General features: G+C 47.8%; 18 protein-coding genes. 1 reads left to right on the top strand and 17 read right to left on the bottom strand.

The features are described 5' to 3' along the window. The first annotated feature begins 58 nt into the window (after positions 1 to 58). Positions 59 to 1534 carry an alpha-L-fucosidase gene (locus tag C6P39_RS10380; protein WP_104803740.1) on the top strand — a complete coding sequence of 492 codons (1476 nt, stop codon included), beginning with the start codon at positions 59 to 61 and terminating at the stop codon, positions 1532 to 1534. Positions 1535 to 1590: 56 nt separating this feature from the next. Here C6P39_RS10380 and C6P39_RS10375 read toward each other — a convergent pair whose 3' ends face one another. From C6P39_RS10375 to C6P39_RS10295, 17 genes are all read right to left on the bottom strand, one after another. Continuing rightward, entirely contained in the window at positions 1591 to 2322 is a 732-nt protein-coding gene (locus C6P39_RS10375) for a creatininase family protein (protein ID WP_104803739.1), read from the bottom strand. Positions 2323 to 2399: 77 nt separating this feature from the next. Then, complete coding sequence (locus tag C6P39_RS10370; protein ID WP_104803738.1) at positions 2400 to 2990, bottom strand: class I SAM-dependent methyltransferase; 591 nt, start codon at positions 2988 to 2990, stop codon at positions 2400 to 2402. Next, positions 2987 to 3145, bottom strand: coding sequence for a PadR family transcriptional regulator (locus C6P39_RS10365; RefSeq protein WP_242987007.1), 159 nt, complete (start codon positions 3143 to 3145; stop codon positions 2987 to 2989). Before C6P39_RS10365 ends, C6P39_RS10370 begins: the two co-directional genes overlap by 4 nt. Continuing rightward, a complete protein-coding gene (locus tag C6P39_RS10360) occupies positions 3142 to 3582 on the bottom strand; it encodes a HEPN domain-containing protein (protein ID WP_242987006.1) in 441 nt (146 codons plus the stop codon). The genes C6P39_RS10365 and C6P39_RS10360 overlap by 4 nt, the downstream gene beginning before the upstream one ends. Further along, positions 3575 to 3910 carry a nucleotidyltransferase family protein gene (locus C6P39_RS10355; RefSeq protein ID WP_104803735.1) on the bottom strand — a complete coding sequence of 112 codons (336 nt, stop codon included), beginning with the start codon at positions 3908 to 3910 and terminating at the stop codon, positions 3575 to 3577. Before C6P39_RS10355 ends, C6P39_RS10360 begins: the two co-directional genes overlap by 8 nt. A gap of 485 nt (positions 3911 to 4395) precedes the next feature. Continuing rightward, on the bottom strand, positions 4396 to 6336 hold the full coding sequence (gene lysS, locus C6P39_RS10350; RefSeq protein WP_104803734.1) for a lysine--tRNA ligase: 1941 nt from the start codon (positions 6334 to 6336) through the stop codon (positions 4396 to 4398). 65 nt (positions 6337 to 6401) lie between these two features. After that, the gene (gene greA, locus C6P39_RS10345; protein ID WP_095175045.1) at positions 6402 to 6884 is read right to left on the bottom strand and encodes a transcription elongation factor GreA; all 483 of its coding nucleotides are present in this window, start codon (positions 6882 to 6884) and stop codon (positions 6402 to 6404) included. 242 nt (positions 6885 to 7126) lie between these two features. Next, positions 7127 to 8086: a tRNA dihydrouridine synthase DusB gene (dusB, locus tag C6P39_RS10340; protein WP_104803733.1), complete on the bottom strand. Its 960-nt coding sequence runs from the start codon at positions 8084 to 8086 to the stop codon at positions 7127 to 7129. Between the two features lies 1 nt (position 8087). Then, positions 8088 to 8867, bottom strand: a complete 780-nt coding sequence (locus C6P39_RS10335) for a type III pantothenate kinase (protein WP_104803732.1) — start codon at positions 8865 to 8867, stop codon at positions 8088 to 8090. 3 nt (positions 8868 to 8870) lie between these two features. Continuing rightward, on the bottom strand, positions 8871 to 9227 hold the full coding sequence (locus tag C6P39_RS10330) for a DUF6145 family protein (protein ID WP_095175048.1): 357 nt from the start codon (positions 9225 to 9227) through the stop codon (positions 8871 to 8873). A 17-nt stretch (positions 9228 to 9244) separates the two neighbouring features. Beyond that, on the bottom strand, positions 9245 to 10018 hold the full coding sequence (locus C6P39_RS10325; RefSeq protein WP_104803731.1) for a biotin--[acetyl-CoA-carboxylase] ligase: 774 nt from the start codon (positions 10016 to 10018) through the stop codon (positions 9245 to 9247). 6 nt (positions 10019 to 10024) lie between these two features. Then, complete coding sequence (gene argF / locus C6P39_RS10320) at positions 10025 to 11014, bottom strand: ornithine carbamoyltransferase (protein WP_104803730.1); 990 nt, start codon at positions 11012 to 11014, stop codon at positions 10025 to 10027. A gap of 48 nt (positions 11015 to 11062) precedes the next feature. Further along, complete coding sequence (locus C6P39_RS10315; protein WP_104803729.1) at positions 11063 to 12235, bottom strand: patatin-like phospholipase family protein; 1173 nt, start codon at positions 12233 to 12235, stop codon at positions 11063 to 11065. A 205-nt stretch (positions 12236 to 12440) separates the two neighbouring features. Beyond that, positions 12441 to 13376, bottom strand: coding sequence for an SPFH domain-containing protein (locus tag C6P39_RS10310; protein ID WP_095175050.1), 936 nt, complete (start codon positions 13374 to 13376; stop codon positions 12441 to 12443). Position 13377: 1 nt separating this feature from the next. Next, positions 13378 to 13830 (bottom strand): NfeD family protein, encoded by a 453-nt coding sequence (locus C6P39_RS10305; protein WP_167388469.1) that lies wholly within the window; start codon positions 13828 to 13830, stop codon positions 13378 to 13380. Between the two features lie 107 nt (positions 13831 to 13937). Beyond that, the gene (locus C6P39_RS10300) at positions 13938 to 16520 is read right to left on the bottom strand and encodes an ABC transporter permease (protein ID WP_104803728.1); all 2583 of its coding nucleotides are present in this window, start codon (positions 16518 to 16520) and stop codon (positions 13938 to 13940) included. Then, positions 16513 to 17196 (bottom strand): ABC transporter ATP-binding protein, encoded by a 684-nt coding sequence (locus C6P39_RS10295; RefSeq protein ID WP_095175053.1) that lies wholly within the window; start codon positions 17194 to 17196, stop codon positions 16513 to 16515. The genes C6P39_RS10300 and C6P39_RS10295 overlap by 8 nt, the downstream gene beginning before the upstream one ends. Between the last annotated feature and the right edge of the window lie 119 nt (positions 17197 to 17315).

Below are 17315 nucleotides of genomic sequence, written 5' to 3'. Positions count from 1 at the left end.
GACAGATAGCTGCACACGCGGCGACAGTAAAATATGGCCATCTAAAGGAGAATTGCCTATGTACAGTAAAAAAGCTTATTTACAGCAGATTGAAGATGTCATCGCCGGAGGACCTTACCGGGACAACTGGGATTCTCTGTCACAGCACCGGACTCCCAAGTGGTTTAGAGATGCCAAATTCGGTATTTTTATCCATTGGGGTGTGTACAGTGTTCCCGCCTTTGGAAATGAATGGTATTCCAGAAATATGTATATTCAGGGAAGTCCTGAATTCCGCCATCACCAGCAAGTATATGGCAGCCAGAAAGATTTTGGCTACAAAGATTTTATCCCCATGTTCAAAGCCGAAAATTTTGACGCCTCCGCATGGACTGACCTGTTTCGGAAAGCAGGCGCCAGATATGTTGTCCCTGTGGCAGAGCATCATGACGGCTTTCAGATGTACCGCAGTGACATTTCTCATTGGAACGCTTACGAAATGGGACCGAAACGCGATGTACTCGGGGAACTGACTCAGGAAATGGAGAAGAAAGGGCTTATAAACGGCGCTTCTACCCACCGCATAGAGCACTGGTTCTTTATGGGACACGGAAAGGATTTTGAGAGTGATATCACAGAAGCGGAAAAAGAAGGGGACTTTTACTGGCCCGCCATGCCGGAGGGTGACCATCAGGACCTGTTCAGTGAACCGGTTCCCACAAAAGACTTCCTGGAGGACTGGATGGTCCGGACTTGTGAACTGATCGACCGCTATCAAATAAAAGAGCTGTATTTTGACTGGTGGATCCAGCACAGCAGCGCCAAACCATATCTCCAAAAAATAGCGGCTTATTACTACAACCGGGCAGTGGAATGGAACGAGGAAGTCCTCATTGCCTACAAACATGATGCCTTTATGTTCGGCACCGCCCTTGTAGATATTGAACGGGGACAATTTGCAAACGTCCAGCCGTTTTACTGGCAGACCGACACGGCTATTGCGAAAAATTCCTGGTGTTATACAGAAAACAATGATTTCAAAAAGGCAAAGGATATTATCTGTGACCTGGCAGACGTGGTCAGCAAAAACGGAAACCTACTTCTGAATGTGGGTCCCAAAGCGGACGGAACCATATCGGCGGAAGATACGGCTGTCCTTCTTGAGATTGGGGAATGGCTGGAAGCCAACGGGGAAGCGATCTATGGCTCCCATGTCTGGCGCACCGCGGCGGAAGGTCCCACTATGGTGGAGGAAGGGCAGTTCACGGATGGAAAGGATAAGGTTTTTACAAAAGAGGATTTCCGCTTCACCGTGAACGGATCTCACCTGTATGCCATCTGCCTGAACTATCCCCATGACGGGCACATATCCATAAAATCATTGGCAGAGCAGGATGCCTCCTGTCTTCCGAAATTCCACGGCATCATCGACGCTGTGGATGTGCTGGGGTTTGAGGAGACTCCGGTATGGAAACGTACGGAAAACGGACTGGAGATTGAAACCCGGAATGTCAGAACCGATAAACCTGTGGTGTTTAAGATCACAATGAGATAGGGAAATATCCTGCCGTACAGACCGTCCCAGCGGACTGTGCGGCAGGATATTTGTTCTTATTTCAAAAGCTGTTCAATGCCCCGGCACAGAGCATCCACGTTTGCCTCCAGTATTTCCGCTCCATACTCCACGGAAGCATCTGTTCTCGGGTCAGCTCCTGCCACAGCGACAGGATGCTCCCCGCCGTCCCGGATCCGCTCAAGCTGCACCAGTTCCGGCCTTACCGCCATGGTAATGGACGTTTCATTGGCTGCCGCATGGTCATTTTGAAACCTCAGTCTGTCATCCTCCACGAAGTCAAAGGCAGTCACCCCGATCAAGCCGCACGTATCCCGCAGCTCCTCTTTGAGTGCCGTAAACTGCCGGATAGACGGCCCATGGCCGTGGGCTGCCAGAATGGTGAATCCGGCTCTGGACAGATTGGCTCCAATGCGCAGGATCATACGGCGGTATTCTTCATCCGGCATCCAGTACGCACTTCCCGGAAGCTGCTGCATTTCATAAGGCACGATGGTGCCCCCTGTACAGATATCCATCCCATACAGTTCCCTCTCCGGGTCCCTGTAAAACCGGTCCGGCCCCAGAAAAAGCTTTGGAAGAACAATCCCGCCAATTCTACGTGCCGCCCGCATAAACAATTCCTGTGACTGGATCCCATCCGCTCCCAGGGGCAGATGAGGCCCATGCCATTCCAAAGTACCCAGCGGCAGATAAGCCACAGGACAGGCCTGCAGCCGCTCCTGAAATTCCGCGGGGCATAATTCCTCGTACAAAACTTTTTCTGTCATTTAGCAATCCCTCCCTGGTTTCTGTCTGCTGTCCAATTTATCTAATGGGCTATGTGATCTGTGTTTTACTTACCTGCTCACACTTTCCGTAAAACCAGATTCAACCACTTCTCATCCCTGTCAGGGCGGGTATCTGTGGTAATCTTCTGCTGTTCTATTTTGAATGCCGGGATCTCCGCAAGTAATTCCCGGAAACTATTCTCCGTCATATCCAGGAAAAAACGGCCGCCGCGCTCCCCCTCATATTCTCCATATTTGAAAGATATATAGGCAATACCGGAATCTTTCAGAGCTGCCGCCATTTTTAACAATACATCCCTCAGCTCATCTGCCGGGACGTGAAGCAGAGAGGAGCAAGCCCAGATACCGTCATAAGCCTCCTGCTCATTAAGCTCATCAAACATCATCTGCTTTACTTCAATCCCTGTAAATTCTGATGCCATCCTGCATAATACAGCAGAACCGTCAATGGCGTTTACTCTGTATCCCTTTTCAAGAAAATATTTGGTATCTCTCCCCGAACCACAGCCAAAATCCAAAATCGCCCCCGCCTTTGGCAGCCACGACAGGAAATCGTCCTGGAGATCTTTAAAGTCCACATTTATGGTGTTTTCCACAAAAGATTGTGCATTTTGGTCGTAATAGTCAATTGTTTTGTTGTCCTTCATCCTCTTCCGCCTTTCATGATCTGCTGTCCCAATATTAAATTCTGCTTTAACCTCCCCACCTCTTTTTCCAGGATCTCTTTTCCCTTATCTGTGATCAAATATGTCTTTCTTCTCTCATCCCGGTCATATAATGCGATCCATCCCTTCTTTATCAAAGTATTGACCGCCCCGTATAAGGTCCCCGCTCCTGTGATAAATCTCTGATATATCCACTAAGCAATCTATATACATATTCAGCATTTGCGATTTGCTCTTCTGTATCTGATTTGCTTGCAAGAAACATATCATCATAATCCGATGCGTTCCTGATTGTAAATGCCGAACCTATCATTTTCGATAACTCAGCCGGGAAAATCCCCTCTTTTATATATCTTCTGCGAAACTCCGCAATTACTCCGCTATGTTTACTGGAATCAAAATTATCAAATACCAAAACCGCTCTCATAGCATGAAATATCGTATAATATGCTCTATTATTTGCTATTCGGTAATTTCCGGCGTCAAACAGCAAGTGAGCTGCCTCCAAATCTTCTTTTGCCCGCTGTATCCGGTATTTCGCATAATCTTTTTGCAATGAACTATATTCAGGCAATCTGAACACCCTCTCTCTGCACATTCTGATAGAACTTAGATACTGGTATATACTTCTGATATAATTTGTAATTTTGGAAAACAGGAGTCAACACAACATCATAATCCCAATCAAGTTTGTCCGATACCTCTAAAATACGCTTTCTCTCCAAACCAATCGCCTCTTGCGGAACATCCAGCAGAACCATAATATCAATATCACTGTCCTGTTCAAAGTCACCACGAGCACATGATCCATACAAAATAACCTTGTATAACTTTGCTCCATAAATTTTCTTTGCTTCCTCTGAAAATTTGGATACCACTTCTTTTATCTTCTCTTCCGTCATATGTTCACCGTCCTTTCCCAGCAGCTTTTTTACTCATATCCATATTCTCTTTTCCGGTTTCTTTTCCCTCATATTTTACAAGTACCAGCAAATCATTAGGATTTTTAATTATACCCCGCTGTGTCCAAAATTATTAGCGCTTCCACTATCTAAGCTTTCTTCTATAGTATCTAATATTGTTAGCTGCGGAGCAATAACAATACTTGACCCTCGGCCCTCGGCTATTCCATAGGGCATTTTCCACGCTTTTTTATATCATAACACATTATTTTGTAAGAAACTACTCCGGTCCATCTCTTTTTAAATTTTCTAAAGCTCTGCTTTTATTCCCCTAACATTAAAAAATCCTCAGAAGCACTATACCTCTGAGGATTGAATAAAAAATCGTTTCTATTTCCCTAAATCTACATAACTTTACATATTTTCTGTTCTGGTTGGTACAATGGTACACTTTTCACCACTCAGATACTTATTTTCAAAGCCTCTTAGTACAGCTTCGCTCCTGCCGGAATCCTGTCATCTACCATCAATAAATTCAGACCTTCTCTGCCATCTTCCTCATGTACTGCTGAAATCAGCATTCCACAAGAAGCAATTCCCATCATCGGCCTTGGAGGCAGGTTTGTGATTGCGATACAAGTTTTACCAACCAGCTCTTCCGGCTCGTAATATTCGTGAATACCGCTTAAAATCACGCGTTCAGCATCTGTTCCGTCATCAAGAATAAACTTCAGAAGCTTCTTGCTCTTCGGTACAGCCTCGCAAGCTTTTACCTTAACAGCTCTGAAATCAGACTTACTGAATGTCTCAAAATCTACCATCTCTTCAAAAAGTGGCTCGATTTTTACATTAGAAAAATCAATCTTTTCCGGCGCTTTCTCAGCCTCGGCAGCCACTGTTCTTTCCGATGCAGCAGCTTTTTTAGAAGCGTCAGAACCGCCAATGCTCTTCATCGTCGGGAAGCACAACACATCCCTGATCGCAGCCGAATCCGTGAGCAGCATGACCATCCTGTCAATTCCGAATCCGATACCGCCGGTAGGAGGCATACCAATCTCCAGGGCATTGAGGAAATCCTCGTCCGTTGTATTGGCCTCTTCATCCCCCTGTGCCAGCAGTGCTTCCTGGGCTTTAAACCTCTCCCACTGGTCAATGGGGTCGTTCAGCTCAGAGTAAGCATTTGCCATCTCCCAGCCGTTCATGAAGAATTCAAACCGCTCCGTATACTCCGGATCCTCCGGTTTCTTCTTGGTCAGCGGAGAGATCTCAATGGGATGGTCACAAACAAACGTAGGCTGGATCAGATGTTCCTCTGCAAACTCCTCAAAGAACAGACTCAGAATATCACCCTTCTGATGTCTCTCCTCAAACTCCACATGGTGTTCTTTTGCAGCGGCTCTGGCCTCTTCCAGTGTATGGATCTCATTGAAGTCAACACCGGCATACTTCTTGACAGCATCCAGCATAGTGATCCTCTCAAAAGGTTTGCCCAGATCCATCTCCACACCATTATAAGTAATGGTGGTGGTTCCCAGGACTTCCTGTGCCACATGGCGGTACAGGTTCTCTGTCAGGTCCATCATTCCCTTGTAGTCTGTGAAAGCCTGATACAGCTCCATCAGCGTAAACTCCGGGTTATGCCTGGTATCCAGGCCCTCATTGCGGAATACTCGTCCGATCTCATATACCCGCTCCATGCCGCCTACGATCAGTCTCTTCAGGTACAGCTCCAGGGAAATACGCAGCTTGAAATCCTCATCCAGCGCATTAAAATGCGTCTCAAAAGGTCTTGCCGCAGCACCGCCTGCGTTTGCCACCAGCATAGGTGTCTCCACCTCCATAAATCCCTGTCCGTCCAGGTATTTACGGATACTGCTGATGATCTTGGAACGTTTGATGAAAGTGTCCTTCACTTCCGGGTTCATGATCAGGTCCACATATCTCTGACGGTAACGCAAATCTGTGTTGGTCAGGCCGTGGAACTTCTCCGGAAGAACCTGAAGGCTCTTGGAGAGCAGTGTCACCGCTGAAGCATGGATGGAGATCTCACCTGTCTTAGTCTTGAAGACTTCACCTGTGATGCCCACAATGTCACCGATGTCCATTTTCTTGAAATCCTGGTAGAACTCCTGTCCGATACTGTCACGCGCAACATAAGACTGAATGTTACCCTGTAGATCCTGAACATTGCAGAAGGAAGCTTTGCCCATAACACGTTTGGACATCATGCGCCCTGCTATAGTTACAGATTTTCCTTCCAGTTCCTCAAAAGCATCTTTGATTTCCTGGCTATGATGGGTCACATCAAATTTGACGATCTGAAACGGATCTTTTCCGTTTGCCTGTAAATCAGCTAATTTTTCACGGCGGACCTTCAATAACTGGTTGATGTCCTGCTCCTGTACATTCTTTGACTGCTCTGCCACTTTTCACACTCTCCTTATTTTTTAACCGTCATTCCGCGCACAGATAAAGGCGGATGATACTGCTGTTAAATATTTCTTTCAATCTCTAAAACTTTATATTCCATAGTTCCGGATGGCATTTCCACCTGTACAGTCTGTCCTTTGCCTGCTCCGATCAACGCTTTGCCTACCGGAGATTCATTGGAGATCTTGCCTTCCAGACTGTTTGCCTCTGTGGAACCTACAATCTTAAACTCTATTTCCTCATCAAATTCCACATCAAATACTTTTACCTTACATCCAACGCTGATAGCCTCCAGGTCCACTTCATCCTCCACTACGACCTCAGCATTTTTCAAGATTTTCTCAATTTCTTCTATCCTTGCTTCAATATCACGCTGCTCATCTTTTGCAGCATCGTACTCTGCATTTTCGGACAGGTCTCCCTGCTCTCTGGCTTCTTTGATCTTTCCGGCTACTTCTTTCCTTCTGTTTACCTTCAGATCATGAAGCTCATCCTCTAATTTTTTCAGTCCCGCATACGTTAGAATATTTTTCTTCTCTTCCATTTTTTATACACCCTTTCTTCTATATTATAAAGTAAGAAGAGGGCCTGTCATGACCAAAGGCCCGACAGCGTCCCAGATTCTTCTCCCAGTATAATCCATCTTTTTCAGGTTCCATAAACCTTAACAGTCATAATATTATAAGAAAAAGCTATCAGAATGTCAAGAACAATCTGCCATTCCCGGCAAATATCTTCTGTTTCCCGTAAAAAAGCCTGCTGTGCGCAGATTTCCGGTTACTTTTCTCAGTAAAAAGTCTCCACCAGCCGCTCCAGCTGCTCATAAGTCTCCACTTCATTGACCTGACGCCTGACTGCTGCTGAGTGGGGCATTCCTGCTGTATACCATGCAACATGCTTCCTCATCTCCCGCATACCGGTATATTCCCCTTTGTATTCGATCTGAAGCTGTGCATGTCTCAAAATCATATCACGGACCTCCGGGATGGATGGCTCCGGAGGCATTGTACCATTCTCCAGATAAGAGGATATCCTGTCAAAGATCCAGGGATTCCCCCTGGCCGCACGGCCTACCATGATACCGTCACATCCCGTCTCCTCCAGAAGGCGCCGGGCACTCTCAGGCGAGTCCACATCCCCATTGCCGATCACAGGAATGGATACCGCCTCCTTCACCCTGCGGATGATATCCCAATCCGCCTTGCCGGAATAATACTGTTCTCTGGTCCTTCCGTGGACCGCAACTGCGGAAGCGCCTGCATCCTCTATGATTTTTGCTATCTCCACCGCATTGACGGACTCCCCGGTAAATCCTTTTCTGATCTTTACAGTCAGGGGCTTTTTGATAGAGGAGGATACCTTCCGTACGATCTCCCCCACAAGCTTTGGATTTTTCATCAGTGCGGAGCCTTCTCCGTTGTTGACCACTTTCGGCACCGGGCAGCCCATGTTAATATCCAGAATGTCGAAGGGGTCCTCCTCGATCTGCCGGGCGATCAGTCCCATCAGATCCGGTTCCGACCCAAAAAGCTGAAGGGACACAGGCCGCTCCTCAGGCAGAATCTGCATCAGGCTCCTGGTATTCTTATTTTTAAAATAAATGGCTTTTGCACTGACCATCTCCGTACACAGAAGCCCTGCACCCTGCTCCTTGCAGAGCAAACGAAATGGCAGGTCCGTGACTCCTGCCATGGGTGCGAGTATCAGGTTGTTCTCAAGGGTTACATTTCCGATCGTGAGTTTCATATTAACCTCTGCTCTTCTTCGTTTTTTCAAAAATGATCCTGAGGCCATTGAGCGTGAGCTGTGTATCGTACACATCTATCATTTCTGTCTCATCCGCAATGATCTTGCCCAGACCTCCTGTTGCCACCACTTTCAGGTTCTCAATCCCTGACTCTTCCTTGACTTTTCTGATAATATACTCTACCTGCCCGATATAGCCGTACACAAGTCCTGCCTGCATACTGCTGATGGTCTCTTTTGCCAGTATGGATTCCGGCTTCTCTATGGCGATCTTGGGCAGCTTGGCTGCATCCTGCCACAGGGCTTTGGCACTGATCTCAATACCGGGGGAGGTGATGCCTGCCGCAAAGCAGCCGTCCTCCGTGATCAGGTCATAGGTGGTGGCTGTCCCAAAGTCCAGTACAAGGACCGGCCCGCCGTACAGCTCATAGGCAGCCACAGCATCCACGATCCTGTCCGCGCCAATCTCCTTTGGGTTCACAGACGTAATGCGGATGCCTGTCTTACATCCCGGTCCCACATGGATGGGATAGGTGTTAAAATATTTTATGACACCGCTTGCCAAAGAATGCATCACATCCGGCACAACAGAGCTGATGATCGCATCTTTTACTGCATCTTTGGGGATCCCTCTGTATTCCAGCATGTTGCACATCAGGATCCCATACTCATCCGAAGTCCTGTTCTGTCTGGTGGTCATACGGAAAGTTCCCTTCAGCGCTTCGCCGTCAAACACCCCCAGGGTGATATTGGTATTCCCCACATCAATAACTAACAGCATGTCCTATTCCTCCGCTTCCTTCCGTGTCTCCTCTGCATCTTCCCCCAGGAAAAATACCCGGTAATACAGTTCCAGGGATTCCAAAAGCTCCTGTTTCTCTGCCCGCAGCTGCTTGATACGCAGCACACTGCCAATCTCATCGTACATGGCATCTGATTCAAGAGCCTCTGTCTTAAATTCCAGACTGCCATCCTCATCATATTCCAGGGTAAGGACCCCGCTGATCTCCTCTGTATAAAGTACGCACATAATGTGCAGCTCGTCCTGTATGGACTGAGGAAGTGCTGAAAAGTCTTCATTAAAATAATATTTTTTCTCGTACGCATTGGCACCGCACAGTACAATTTTATCCTTATACATAAACTCTCCTTATACTATTACACATATCCATACAATCCCCGCACAGACACCTCCCCGGCAAAAACAGTTTTACACTCCCCGCCGGGTGTCCGCACAAGAAGCTCCCCTGCCTCATCAATCCCCAGACAGGTGCCCACAAGTTCCCGTCCCTTTTCCAGAACCTTCACTTCACGTCCTCTGCTGGCAAGAAGGCTGTCATATTCCTCCTTGAAAGGACTCAGATCACCGGCTGCCAGAAAGCGCTCATAATTCTGTTCAAAACGTTGCAGGACCGCTGCTGCCATCCTTTCCACATGAGGTGCCTCGCCGCATTCCAGTTTCAGGGATGTGGCCTTGTCCTTTATCTCCTCCGGAAACTTCTCCACAGTCAGATTAATGCCGATCCCTATGACCACATATGCGATCTTCGACCCCTGCATGGACATCTCTGTCAGTATCCCGCACAGCTTCTTTCCGGACATGACAAGATCATTGGGCCACTTGATCAGCGCTGTCTTACCTGTCACATCCGCAACCGCCTGGGCTGCGGAAAGTCCCATGAGCACTGTCATCATGGGCGCGCGCTCCGGAGCCATATCCGGACGCAGAAGCAGGGACATGGCAAGGCCGCTCCCTTTGGGATCTGCCCAGCTCCTGCCCCTTCTTCCTTTTCCTTTTGTCTGGTTCCTCACCAGGAAAACCGCACCGCTTGGCGCGCCTTTCCCGGCTTCTCTTTTTGCCCAGTCATTGGTGGAATCTGTTTCCTCTGCAAAGTTCCACGGCTTTCCAAGCCATTTGGTCTTTAATTCCATCGCTCCTTATGCCCCCAGCGTTGCTGCCATAACTGCCTTGATCGTATGCATACGGTTCTCTGCCTCATCAAAGACAACGGACTGGGCGGATTCAAACACCTCATCCGTCACTTCCATATCTGTCAGGCCGAAACGCTGTCCCATCTCTTTACCGATCACAGTCTCCAGGTCATGGAACGCCGGCAGACAGTGCAGGAAGATCGCCTGGCTTCCGGCATTCTCCATAACTTTCTTTGTCACCTTGTAAGGGGTCAGCTCACGGATACGCTCCTCCCATACTTCGTCCGGCTCACCCATGGATACCCATACATCTGTGTAAATAACGTCAGCGCCTTTGGTACCGGCCTCCACATCCTCTGTGAGCGTGATGGTGGCTCCTGACACCTCTGCAAATGCTTCACATTCTTTTACGAGAGCTTCATTGGGAAAATATTTTTTCGGTGCACAGGCAACAAAGTGCATACCCATCTTGGCACAGAGGATCATCAGGGAATTCCCCATGTTGTAGCGGGCATCTCCCATGTATACCAGCTTAACCCCCTTCACTCTGCCCAGATGTTCACGGATAGTCAGAAGGTCAGCCAGCATCTGTGTTGGATGATATTCGTTTGTCAGGCCGTTCCACACAGGAACACCTGCGTATTTTGCCAGCTCCTCCACAATTTCCTGCCCGAAGCCGCGGTATTCAATCCCGTCATAGATCCTTCCCAGAACCCTGGCTGTATCCCGGGTACTTTCTTTTTTACCGATCTGGGAACCTTTGGGATCCAGATATGTGGTCCCCATACCCAGATCATGAGCTGCCACCTCAAAGGAGCAGCGGGTCCTGGTGCTGGTCTTTTCAAAAATAAGCGCTACATTTCTGCCCTTCAAGGTATCTACAGGAACACCCTGTTTTTTCTTTTCTTTCAGTTCAGCAGCCAGATCAATGAGATATTCAATTTCCTCTGCCGTAAAATCTTTCAGTGTCAGAAAACTGCGTCCTTTTAAATCCATCTTACTTTTCCTCCTCATTTGCCGCGGTCCCGCCGCGCATCTCTTTTGTCAGATCAGAACATCCCTGGAGATCACCTGTACAAAGGAAGGGACATCCGTACCGTGAAGCCGGTACAGCTTCCCATATACTGCATCCTGAAGCTGGGACAAGGTATAGATCCTGTATTTTGGCACCCTGCACAGCTTTGCAGTGGCTTCCAGCATACTCAGATACAGTTCCCGGTAATCCCATTCCTTGGAAAGCTTCATCTCCTCCGCCAGAACCGGAAGGATCACCTCCGTCATATTGCGCAGGAACAGCTTGGGGTCTCTGGAAAGCTGGTAAGTATCCATGAGATATTCACAGACCAAATCATCTAAATCTGTCAGTTGCTTTAAATAATAACACTCTTCTTCTGATTCATCAATATAATATATTTTTCCTTTCAGCCCATATATAAGCCGCATGGTGTCATAATACCCGAGTTTCATATGGCGTCTGCTTTTTCTTCTGTCAAAATCTATGATGCTTCCCAGGCTTACCTTGGGAGCCACTGTATAAATTGTGGTCCCGTCGGGAATCTTTACCTTCTTCTCCCGTCCGATCCCGAAAATCCTTACCATAATAATGTTCTCATATCCGCGGTCCACAAGAGAACCCAGGGGCACATTATTGATGGCTCCGCCGTCAATATACCGTTTACCGTGAAGACGTTCATTCTTAAACAGCGGAAAAATATAAGCGCTAGCCAGTAAAAAGTCCTTTATGAGCTCCGGTCTGCACTGTTTCACATCAATATCAAGCTCCTTCTTCTCATCCACATTAAACGTAAGGATATACAGATCCACGGGGGAGCTGATGATCTTTTCCTCGTCAATACATTCCGCTATGAGTTCTTTCAGGGGCGTCACATCAATGCCGCCTTCCTTCATAAAATCAAAGGCACTCTTCAGCAGATCCACATCCAGCTTCTTCTGCTGGAACAAAAGCTCCATCTTCTCATCCTCCACGGACATAATGCTGGAATAAGAGATCGTTTCCCAGACCTTCTCCGCGTTAGCCAGATCATCCATACAGATGAGGGCACCGTTCAATGCTCCCACACTGGTGCCTGCAATACCTTTTATCCTCACGCCAGCTTCCCGCATGGCCTTCCACGCACCTATCTGATACGCGCCTTTTGCGCCTCCGCCTTCCAGGACCAGGCCATATTCTTTTGTTAGGTCAATTACCGGTTTCATATGAGTGATGCCTCCTCTTACCTGTGATGAAACCCAGTGACCGGCACTATGACCGGCTGCTGTATGCCTGCGCACAGCCTCAGGCTCCAAATTACTTCCGGGTAAAATGCCGCAGAGAGGCTGTCACATAACTGCAACCGCCCCTCTGCATATTGATCCCCGTCAATAGAAGTACATCCTGAATCATCTACTGCCCCGGGTATTTTCAGTTTTCCTTATCCGTAACAATTTCTTTCAGAGACGCTGCAAGTCCTGCGATCCCCTGAATGTTGGACGGAATGATGATCTTCGTTGCCTTGCCGTCAGCAGCCTGTTCAAATGCCTCCAGGCTCTTGATGGTAAGTACACTCTCATCCGCACCGGCATCTTTGATGAAACGGATACCGTCTGCCTTCGCCTGCTGCACCTTCAGGATTGCCTGGGACTGTCCTTCCGCTTCCCTGATCATCTTCTCCTTCTCCGCCTCTGCACGAAGGATAGCTGCCTGCTTCTCACCTTCTGCATCCAGGATCATGGATGCTTTCTTACCTTCTGCTACCAGAATGGTTGATTTCTTCTCACCTTCTGCCCTCAGAATGGATTCACGGCGCTCACGCTCTGCCTTCATCTGTTTCTCCATGGCTTCCTGGATGGCTGCCGGAGGAATGATGTTCTTCAGTTCCACACGGTTTACTTTGATCCCCCACGGGTCTGTTGCAACGTCAAGTGATGCACGCATCTTTGTATTGATGATCTCCCTTGATGTCAGGGTGGAATCCAGCTCCATATCACCAATGATATTACGCAGTGTGGTGGCAGTCAGATTCTCAATAGCCATGATCGGATTCTCAACGCCGTAAGCAAAGAGACGCGGATCTGTGATCTGGAAGAATACAACCGTATCAATCCTCATTGTAACATTATCTTTGGTGATAACCGGCTGGGGCGCAAAGTCCACCACCTGCTCTTTTAAATTCACACGTTTTGCAATACGGTCTACAAACGGGAACTTAAAGTGAAGTCCGGTTCCCCAGGTTTCTTTATACATGCCGAGACGTTCAATGATCATGGCATGAGCCTGCGGCACGATCCTGATACAGGACGCGATGACCAGCAGCAAAAGCACAACTACAATAATCAGTAACACTGTACCCACATTCATATTATTTTTCCTCCTCTACTACAAGTTTCACTCCTTCGACCGCCACAATTCTGACGATTGCTCCCTCATCAATAATTGTTTCGTCCCTGGATTTTGCGGACCATTCCAGTCCGTTTACCACAGCCTGCCCGGTTCCTCTCAAATTATCTATGGTTTTTGTAACCACGGCTTTCTCGCCGGGAAGACTGTCTACATTTGTTTTATTCACATTTCTGTTCATGTACTTTACTGCCAGCGGCCTGGTGAAGATCAAAAGCACCACCGATACTGCAATAAACAATAGAATCTGCAGCCACAAAGGTCCGCCAACTATGGATACCAAAAACGCCACCAGCGCTCCTCCTGCAAACCAGATGGTTGTAAGCCCCAGTGTGATAATCTCAATCACCAGAAGCACAGCCAGAAGAATCAGCCAGATGATTGATATGGTCCCTGCTGTAATTGCTGTCCACATACCCACCTCTCCTTTCCGGATGATTTCAGGTAAAAAAATCAGTCCTTTACAAATAATATATCCATTTGCTGATATTATATCGTAAAAGACTGAAAATAACAATATTTTTATTCCGCTTTTCTCATTCTCTCCGTGACACTGGTCCTGCACATGCTCTTATAGCAAAGTGCCGGAACCACAAGGACGATCACCACCAGGACCGGAATGCAGGCTAATATGGGCATTACAGTAAAATGCCAACTATAGAAAAAGAGGGAATTTCCTATACTTTGAACAGCTGTTACATCCAGGATACCGCCCAGGATCAGAGAGGCAGCACCTGTCAGCAGCGCATACATCACGCCCTCACACCCCAGCATCTGCCGGAGCTGTTTCCCAGTCATCCCCACTGCCTCCATCATAGCAAACTCCTGCTTTCTGGACAGGACCGAAGTCACCATGGTATTGATAAAATTCAAAATACCAATAAAAGCCAGGATAAGTGCCAGAAGACCGCCTACTATGGCGTACATATTCTTATCCGCTTCAAACTCAGCGGCCACCGTGGATTTTGACGTGAAATCCAAATCTGAATTTATATTCTCACAGTAATCCGCCAGCCATTTTTCCACGTCTTTCTCCCTATCCTTTTCCACATTGAACAGGGTTCTCATAGGCAACCTGTCACCGTAAAGATCCAGGTACTCCCGGTCCGGAAGCACGAAATTACACTCAAATACACTGTAGCTCTGCAGCTCGCAGGAATAGGGAAGCTTCCCTACAGCCATTACCTCGTACTCCCTGCTGGTTCCGTCGTCCAAACGGATCGTGACCTTATCTCCCACCTCATAATAATTCATCTGATCTTCGCCGGAACCCAGATAGCCGAATATTGAGGTTATCACATACTTACCGGTCTTAAATTTTTCCCAATCCAGCTCTCCTTCCGTAAGTTCCATTTTCTCATAAGCAAGACGTCCCACACCGAATATTTTGCCGTCAATGTTGTCAAATGATTTGTTTTCCACGGCTTTCCAAAAATCCTCACCCCCAAAATATTCCTCCAGATACGGCCTGGCTTTGGGATTATCTAAGATCTTTTCATAAAATGCATCCCGCTCCTCCTCCGTAAAATTAGGGCTGTTTATGAGATTCATATAAATATTGCAGACATCCTCCACCCCTTTCTGCTCTGACAGTGCGTCCAGGAATTCCCCGGTCACACCCTCCAGGGGTTTGTCGTAGGCGGCGGGGTTATCGAGAGCGGCATCCCGCACGGAAAAATCGCTGACTGTGGAGGATGCTATGAATTTATCCATGTCAAATCCATTTACAAGCCCATACACACTGTTCAGCAGCACCAGCCCCAAAGAAAGAGAGGTTGTCACGATCACCACCTTCTTTTTATTCCTCCGCATATTGGCTGCTGCCATGGTCCAGGGATTTACCTTCTTTGTCTTTTTGCCTTTTTCCCTGCTCCATATCCTATCCTGCCCCTCCGTATACCTAAGAGCCTCCACCGGAGATACCGACGAGGCAATGCGGCACGGCCTGATACAGCTTATATACACAGTCAGAAGAGAAAACAGTGCAGATGCCGCAAATATCCAGAACTCCAGGGACACCTTCGTGTCTGCCGTACTGGAAAACACCAGATTCCTCATAACAATAGGAAGGATCCACTTTCCGGTCACGCCTCCCAGCAGAAGTCCCAGGGGGATACCGTAGAGGCAGAGCATATAAGCCTGTCTGCGCACAATTTTACGAAGCTGTTTTCCCGTTGTACCGATGGTCTTCAAAAGGCCGTAGTGGCGGATATCATGAAATACATTAATATAAAAAATATTATATATGATCAGATAGCCGGACACCAGTATCACCAGCAGGAGGGCAGCGATGGGAAGCATATCTTCTATATTAAGATCCATGCCAAGGTATGCCCAGTTCGTGCCTTCTGCTACCGCCTCCTCAGGAAATCCGCACCGTTTCACAAGGTCCTCCATTTTACCTGTCAAATCAAAACTGCTGCTGAAATTAAAATCCGCCATGATCCTTCCCGCATAGTCCGATGCGTCTATACCATTCTCCATGGCGGAAACTACCGGCGTGGGCGCCACTTTATCTGCCAGTTTCTTTGACACTAGCATGATCTGTGACATGGATATGGTGTCCCCTTTGAAAAAGCCTGACAGCGTAAATGTCATCTCATATTTCCTGTCATTCACCGTAAACTCCACAGGGACTTTTTGGCCCACCTCGCAGGGAATGCCCATGGCTTTTAAAACCAGGTCACTGGTCACGATCTCGTCCTCAGCCTCCGGCATACGTCCCTCCTCCGGGTAACAAAAGCTGAATTTTGCATCTAAATCTTCGTAATATCCTATCTCCGTCCTTAATTTTTTAAGGGAGTCATTTACTGCCTCGCCCACAACGATCCGGTAGGATATCTCTTTTAACTTCTTATCCTTTTTGACAATATCATATTCTTCCTGTGTCAGGTATTTAAAGCCTCCGTGGGCGCTCCCTCCCACCTGGCGCATGGTGGCCTCCTGCTGCTTCTCCACAATGCTTCCCCCAATGGTAAATACTGAGGTAAAGAGCAGAGCCGTCAGGGCAATGGCAAGCACGGCAATAAGATTTCTGCTCTTTGCCGCCTTCCTGGTCTTGTCAGCCACCCGGCGGACAGCTTTCCGGTTCTTCACTTTACGCATCTGCCTCACCGCCCTTTGCTATTCTTCCGTCCTCGATCCGGATAATACGGTCCGCCATCTGGGCGATCTCCTCATTGTGGGTGATCATAACGATTGTCTGACCAAATTTTTCCCCGGTGACTTTCAGCAGTCCCAGCACATCCTGGCTGGTGCGGGAATCCAGATTGCCCGTAGGCTCGTCAGCCAGAATGATTGCCGGCTTTGTGGCCAGCGCTCTGGCAATTGCCACCCTCTGCTGCTGTCCGCCGGACAACTGACTGGGCAGGCAGTTCAGCTTGCTCCCCAGACCCAGCACCTCAACGACCTGGTTAACATAACTTTTATCCACCTCATTTCCGTCCAACTCGATAGGCAGCACAATATTCTCATATATATTCAAGACCGGCACCAGATTATAACTCTGGAAAATAAACCCGATCTTACGTCTCCGGAAGATACACAGGGCATCATCCTTCAGTGTGGAAATGTCCTTGTCATCCACATACACTTTTCCGCCCGACGGACGGTCCAGTCCTCCCAGCATGTGCAGCAGCGTTGACTTTCCGCTCCCGCTGGTGCCCACCACGGCCAGAAATTCTCCCCGCTTTACCGACATGTCAACACCGTCCAGGGCCTTCACCAGATTCTCCCCTGAACCGTAATATTTTCTAAGCCCCTCTGTTTTTAATACTTCCATATCTCCACCTTTCTGCTGTCCGGGTATATCCGGTAAATAAGGACAGCCAAGCCTTTTGTTTTTTTCTCTGTCTTTATCCTAACATTTTATTCTTACCACATTATTTCGGAAATCTAACA

It is taken from the genome of Blautia marasmi (assembly GCF_900258535.1).
Taxonomy (GTDB): Bacteria; Bacillota; Clostridia; order Lachnospirales; family Lachnospiraceae; genus Blautia; species Blautia hominis.
The sequence above is the reverse complement of the archived record's forward strand: the minus strand, read 5'-3'. Positions and strand labels throughout refer to the sequence as shown.

Bases quoted from the DNA above. Each gene is read 5' to 3' on its own strand.
- C6P39_RS10380 (WP_104803740.1), top strand. From the start codon at position 59: ATGTACAGTAAAAAAGCTTATTTACAGCAGATTGAAGATGTCATCGCC.
- C6P39_RS10375 (WP_104803739.1), bottom strand. From the start codon at position 2,322: ATGACAGAAAAAGTTTTGTACGAGGAATTATGCCCCGCGGAATTTCAG.
- C6P39_RS10370 (WP_104803738.1), bottom strand. From the start codon at position 2,990: ATGAAGGACAACAAAACAATTGACTATTACGACCAAAATGCACAATCT.
- C6P39_RS10355 (WP_104803735.1), bottom strand. From the start codon at position 3,910: ATGACGGAAGAGAAGATAAAAGAAGTGGTATCCAAATTTTCAGAGGAA.
- greA (WP_095175045.1), bottom strand. From the start codon at position 6,884: ATGGAAGAGAAGAAAAATATTCTAACGTATGCGGGACTGAAAAAATTA.
- dusB (WP_104803733.1), bottom strand. From the start codon at position 8,086: ATGAAACTCACGATCGGAAATGTAACCCTTGAGAACAACCTGATACTC.
- C6P39_RS10335 (WP_104803732.1), bottom strand. From the start codon at position 8,867: ATGCTGTTAGTTATTGATGTGGGGAATACCAATATCACCCTGGGGGTG.
- C6P39_RS10330 (WP_095175048.1), bottom strand. From the start codon at position 9,227: ATGTATAAGGATAAAATTGTACTGTGCGGTGCCAATGCGTACGAGAAA.
- C6P39_RS10325 (WP_104803731.1), bottom strand. From the start codon at position 10,018: ATGGAATTAAAGACCAAATGGCTTGGAAAGCCGTGGAACTTTGCAGAG.
- argF (WP_104803730.1), bottom strand. From the start codon at position 11,014: ATGGATTTAAAAGGACGCAGTTTTCTGACACTGAAAGATTTTACGGCA.
- C6P39_RS10315 (WP_104803729.1), bottom strand. From the start codon at position 12,235: ATGAAACCGGTAATTGACCTAACAAAAGAATATGGCCTGGTCCTGGAA.
- C6P39_RS10310 (WP_095175050.1), bottom strand. From the start codon at position 13,376: ATGAATGTGGGTACAGTGTTACTGATTATTGTAGTTGTGCTTTTGCTG.
- C6P39_RS10305 (WP_167388469.1), bottom strand. From the start codon at position 13,830: ATGTGGACAGCAATTACAGCAGGGACCATATCAATCATCTGGCTGATT.
- C6P39_RS10300 (WP_104803728.1), bottom strand. From the start codon at position 16,520: ATGCGTAAAGTGAAGAACCGGAAAGCTGTCCGCCGGGTGGCTGACAAG.
- C6P39_RS10295 (WP_095175053.1), bottom strand. From the start codon at position 17,196: ATGGAAGTATTAAAAACAGAGGGGCTTAGAAAATATTACGGTTCAGGG.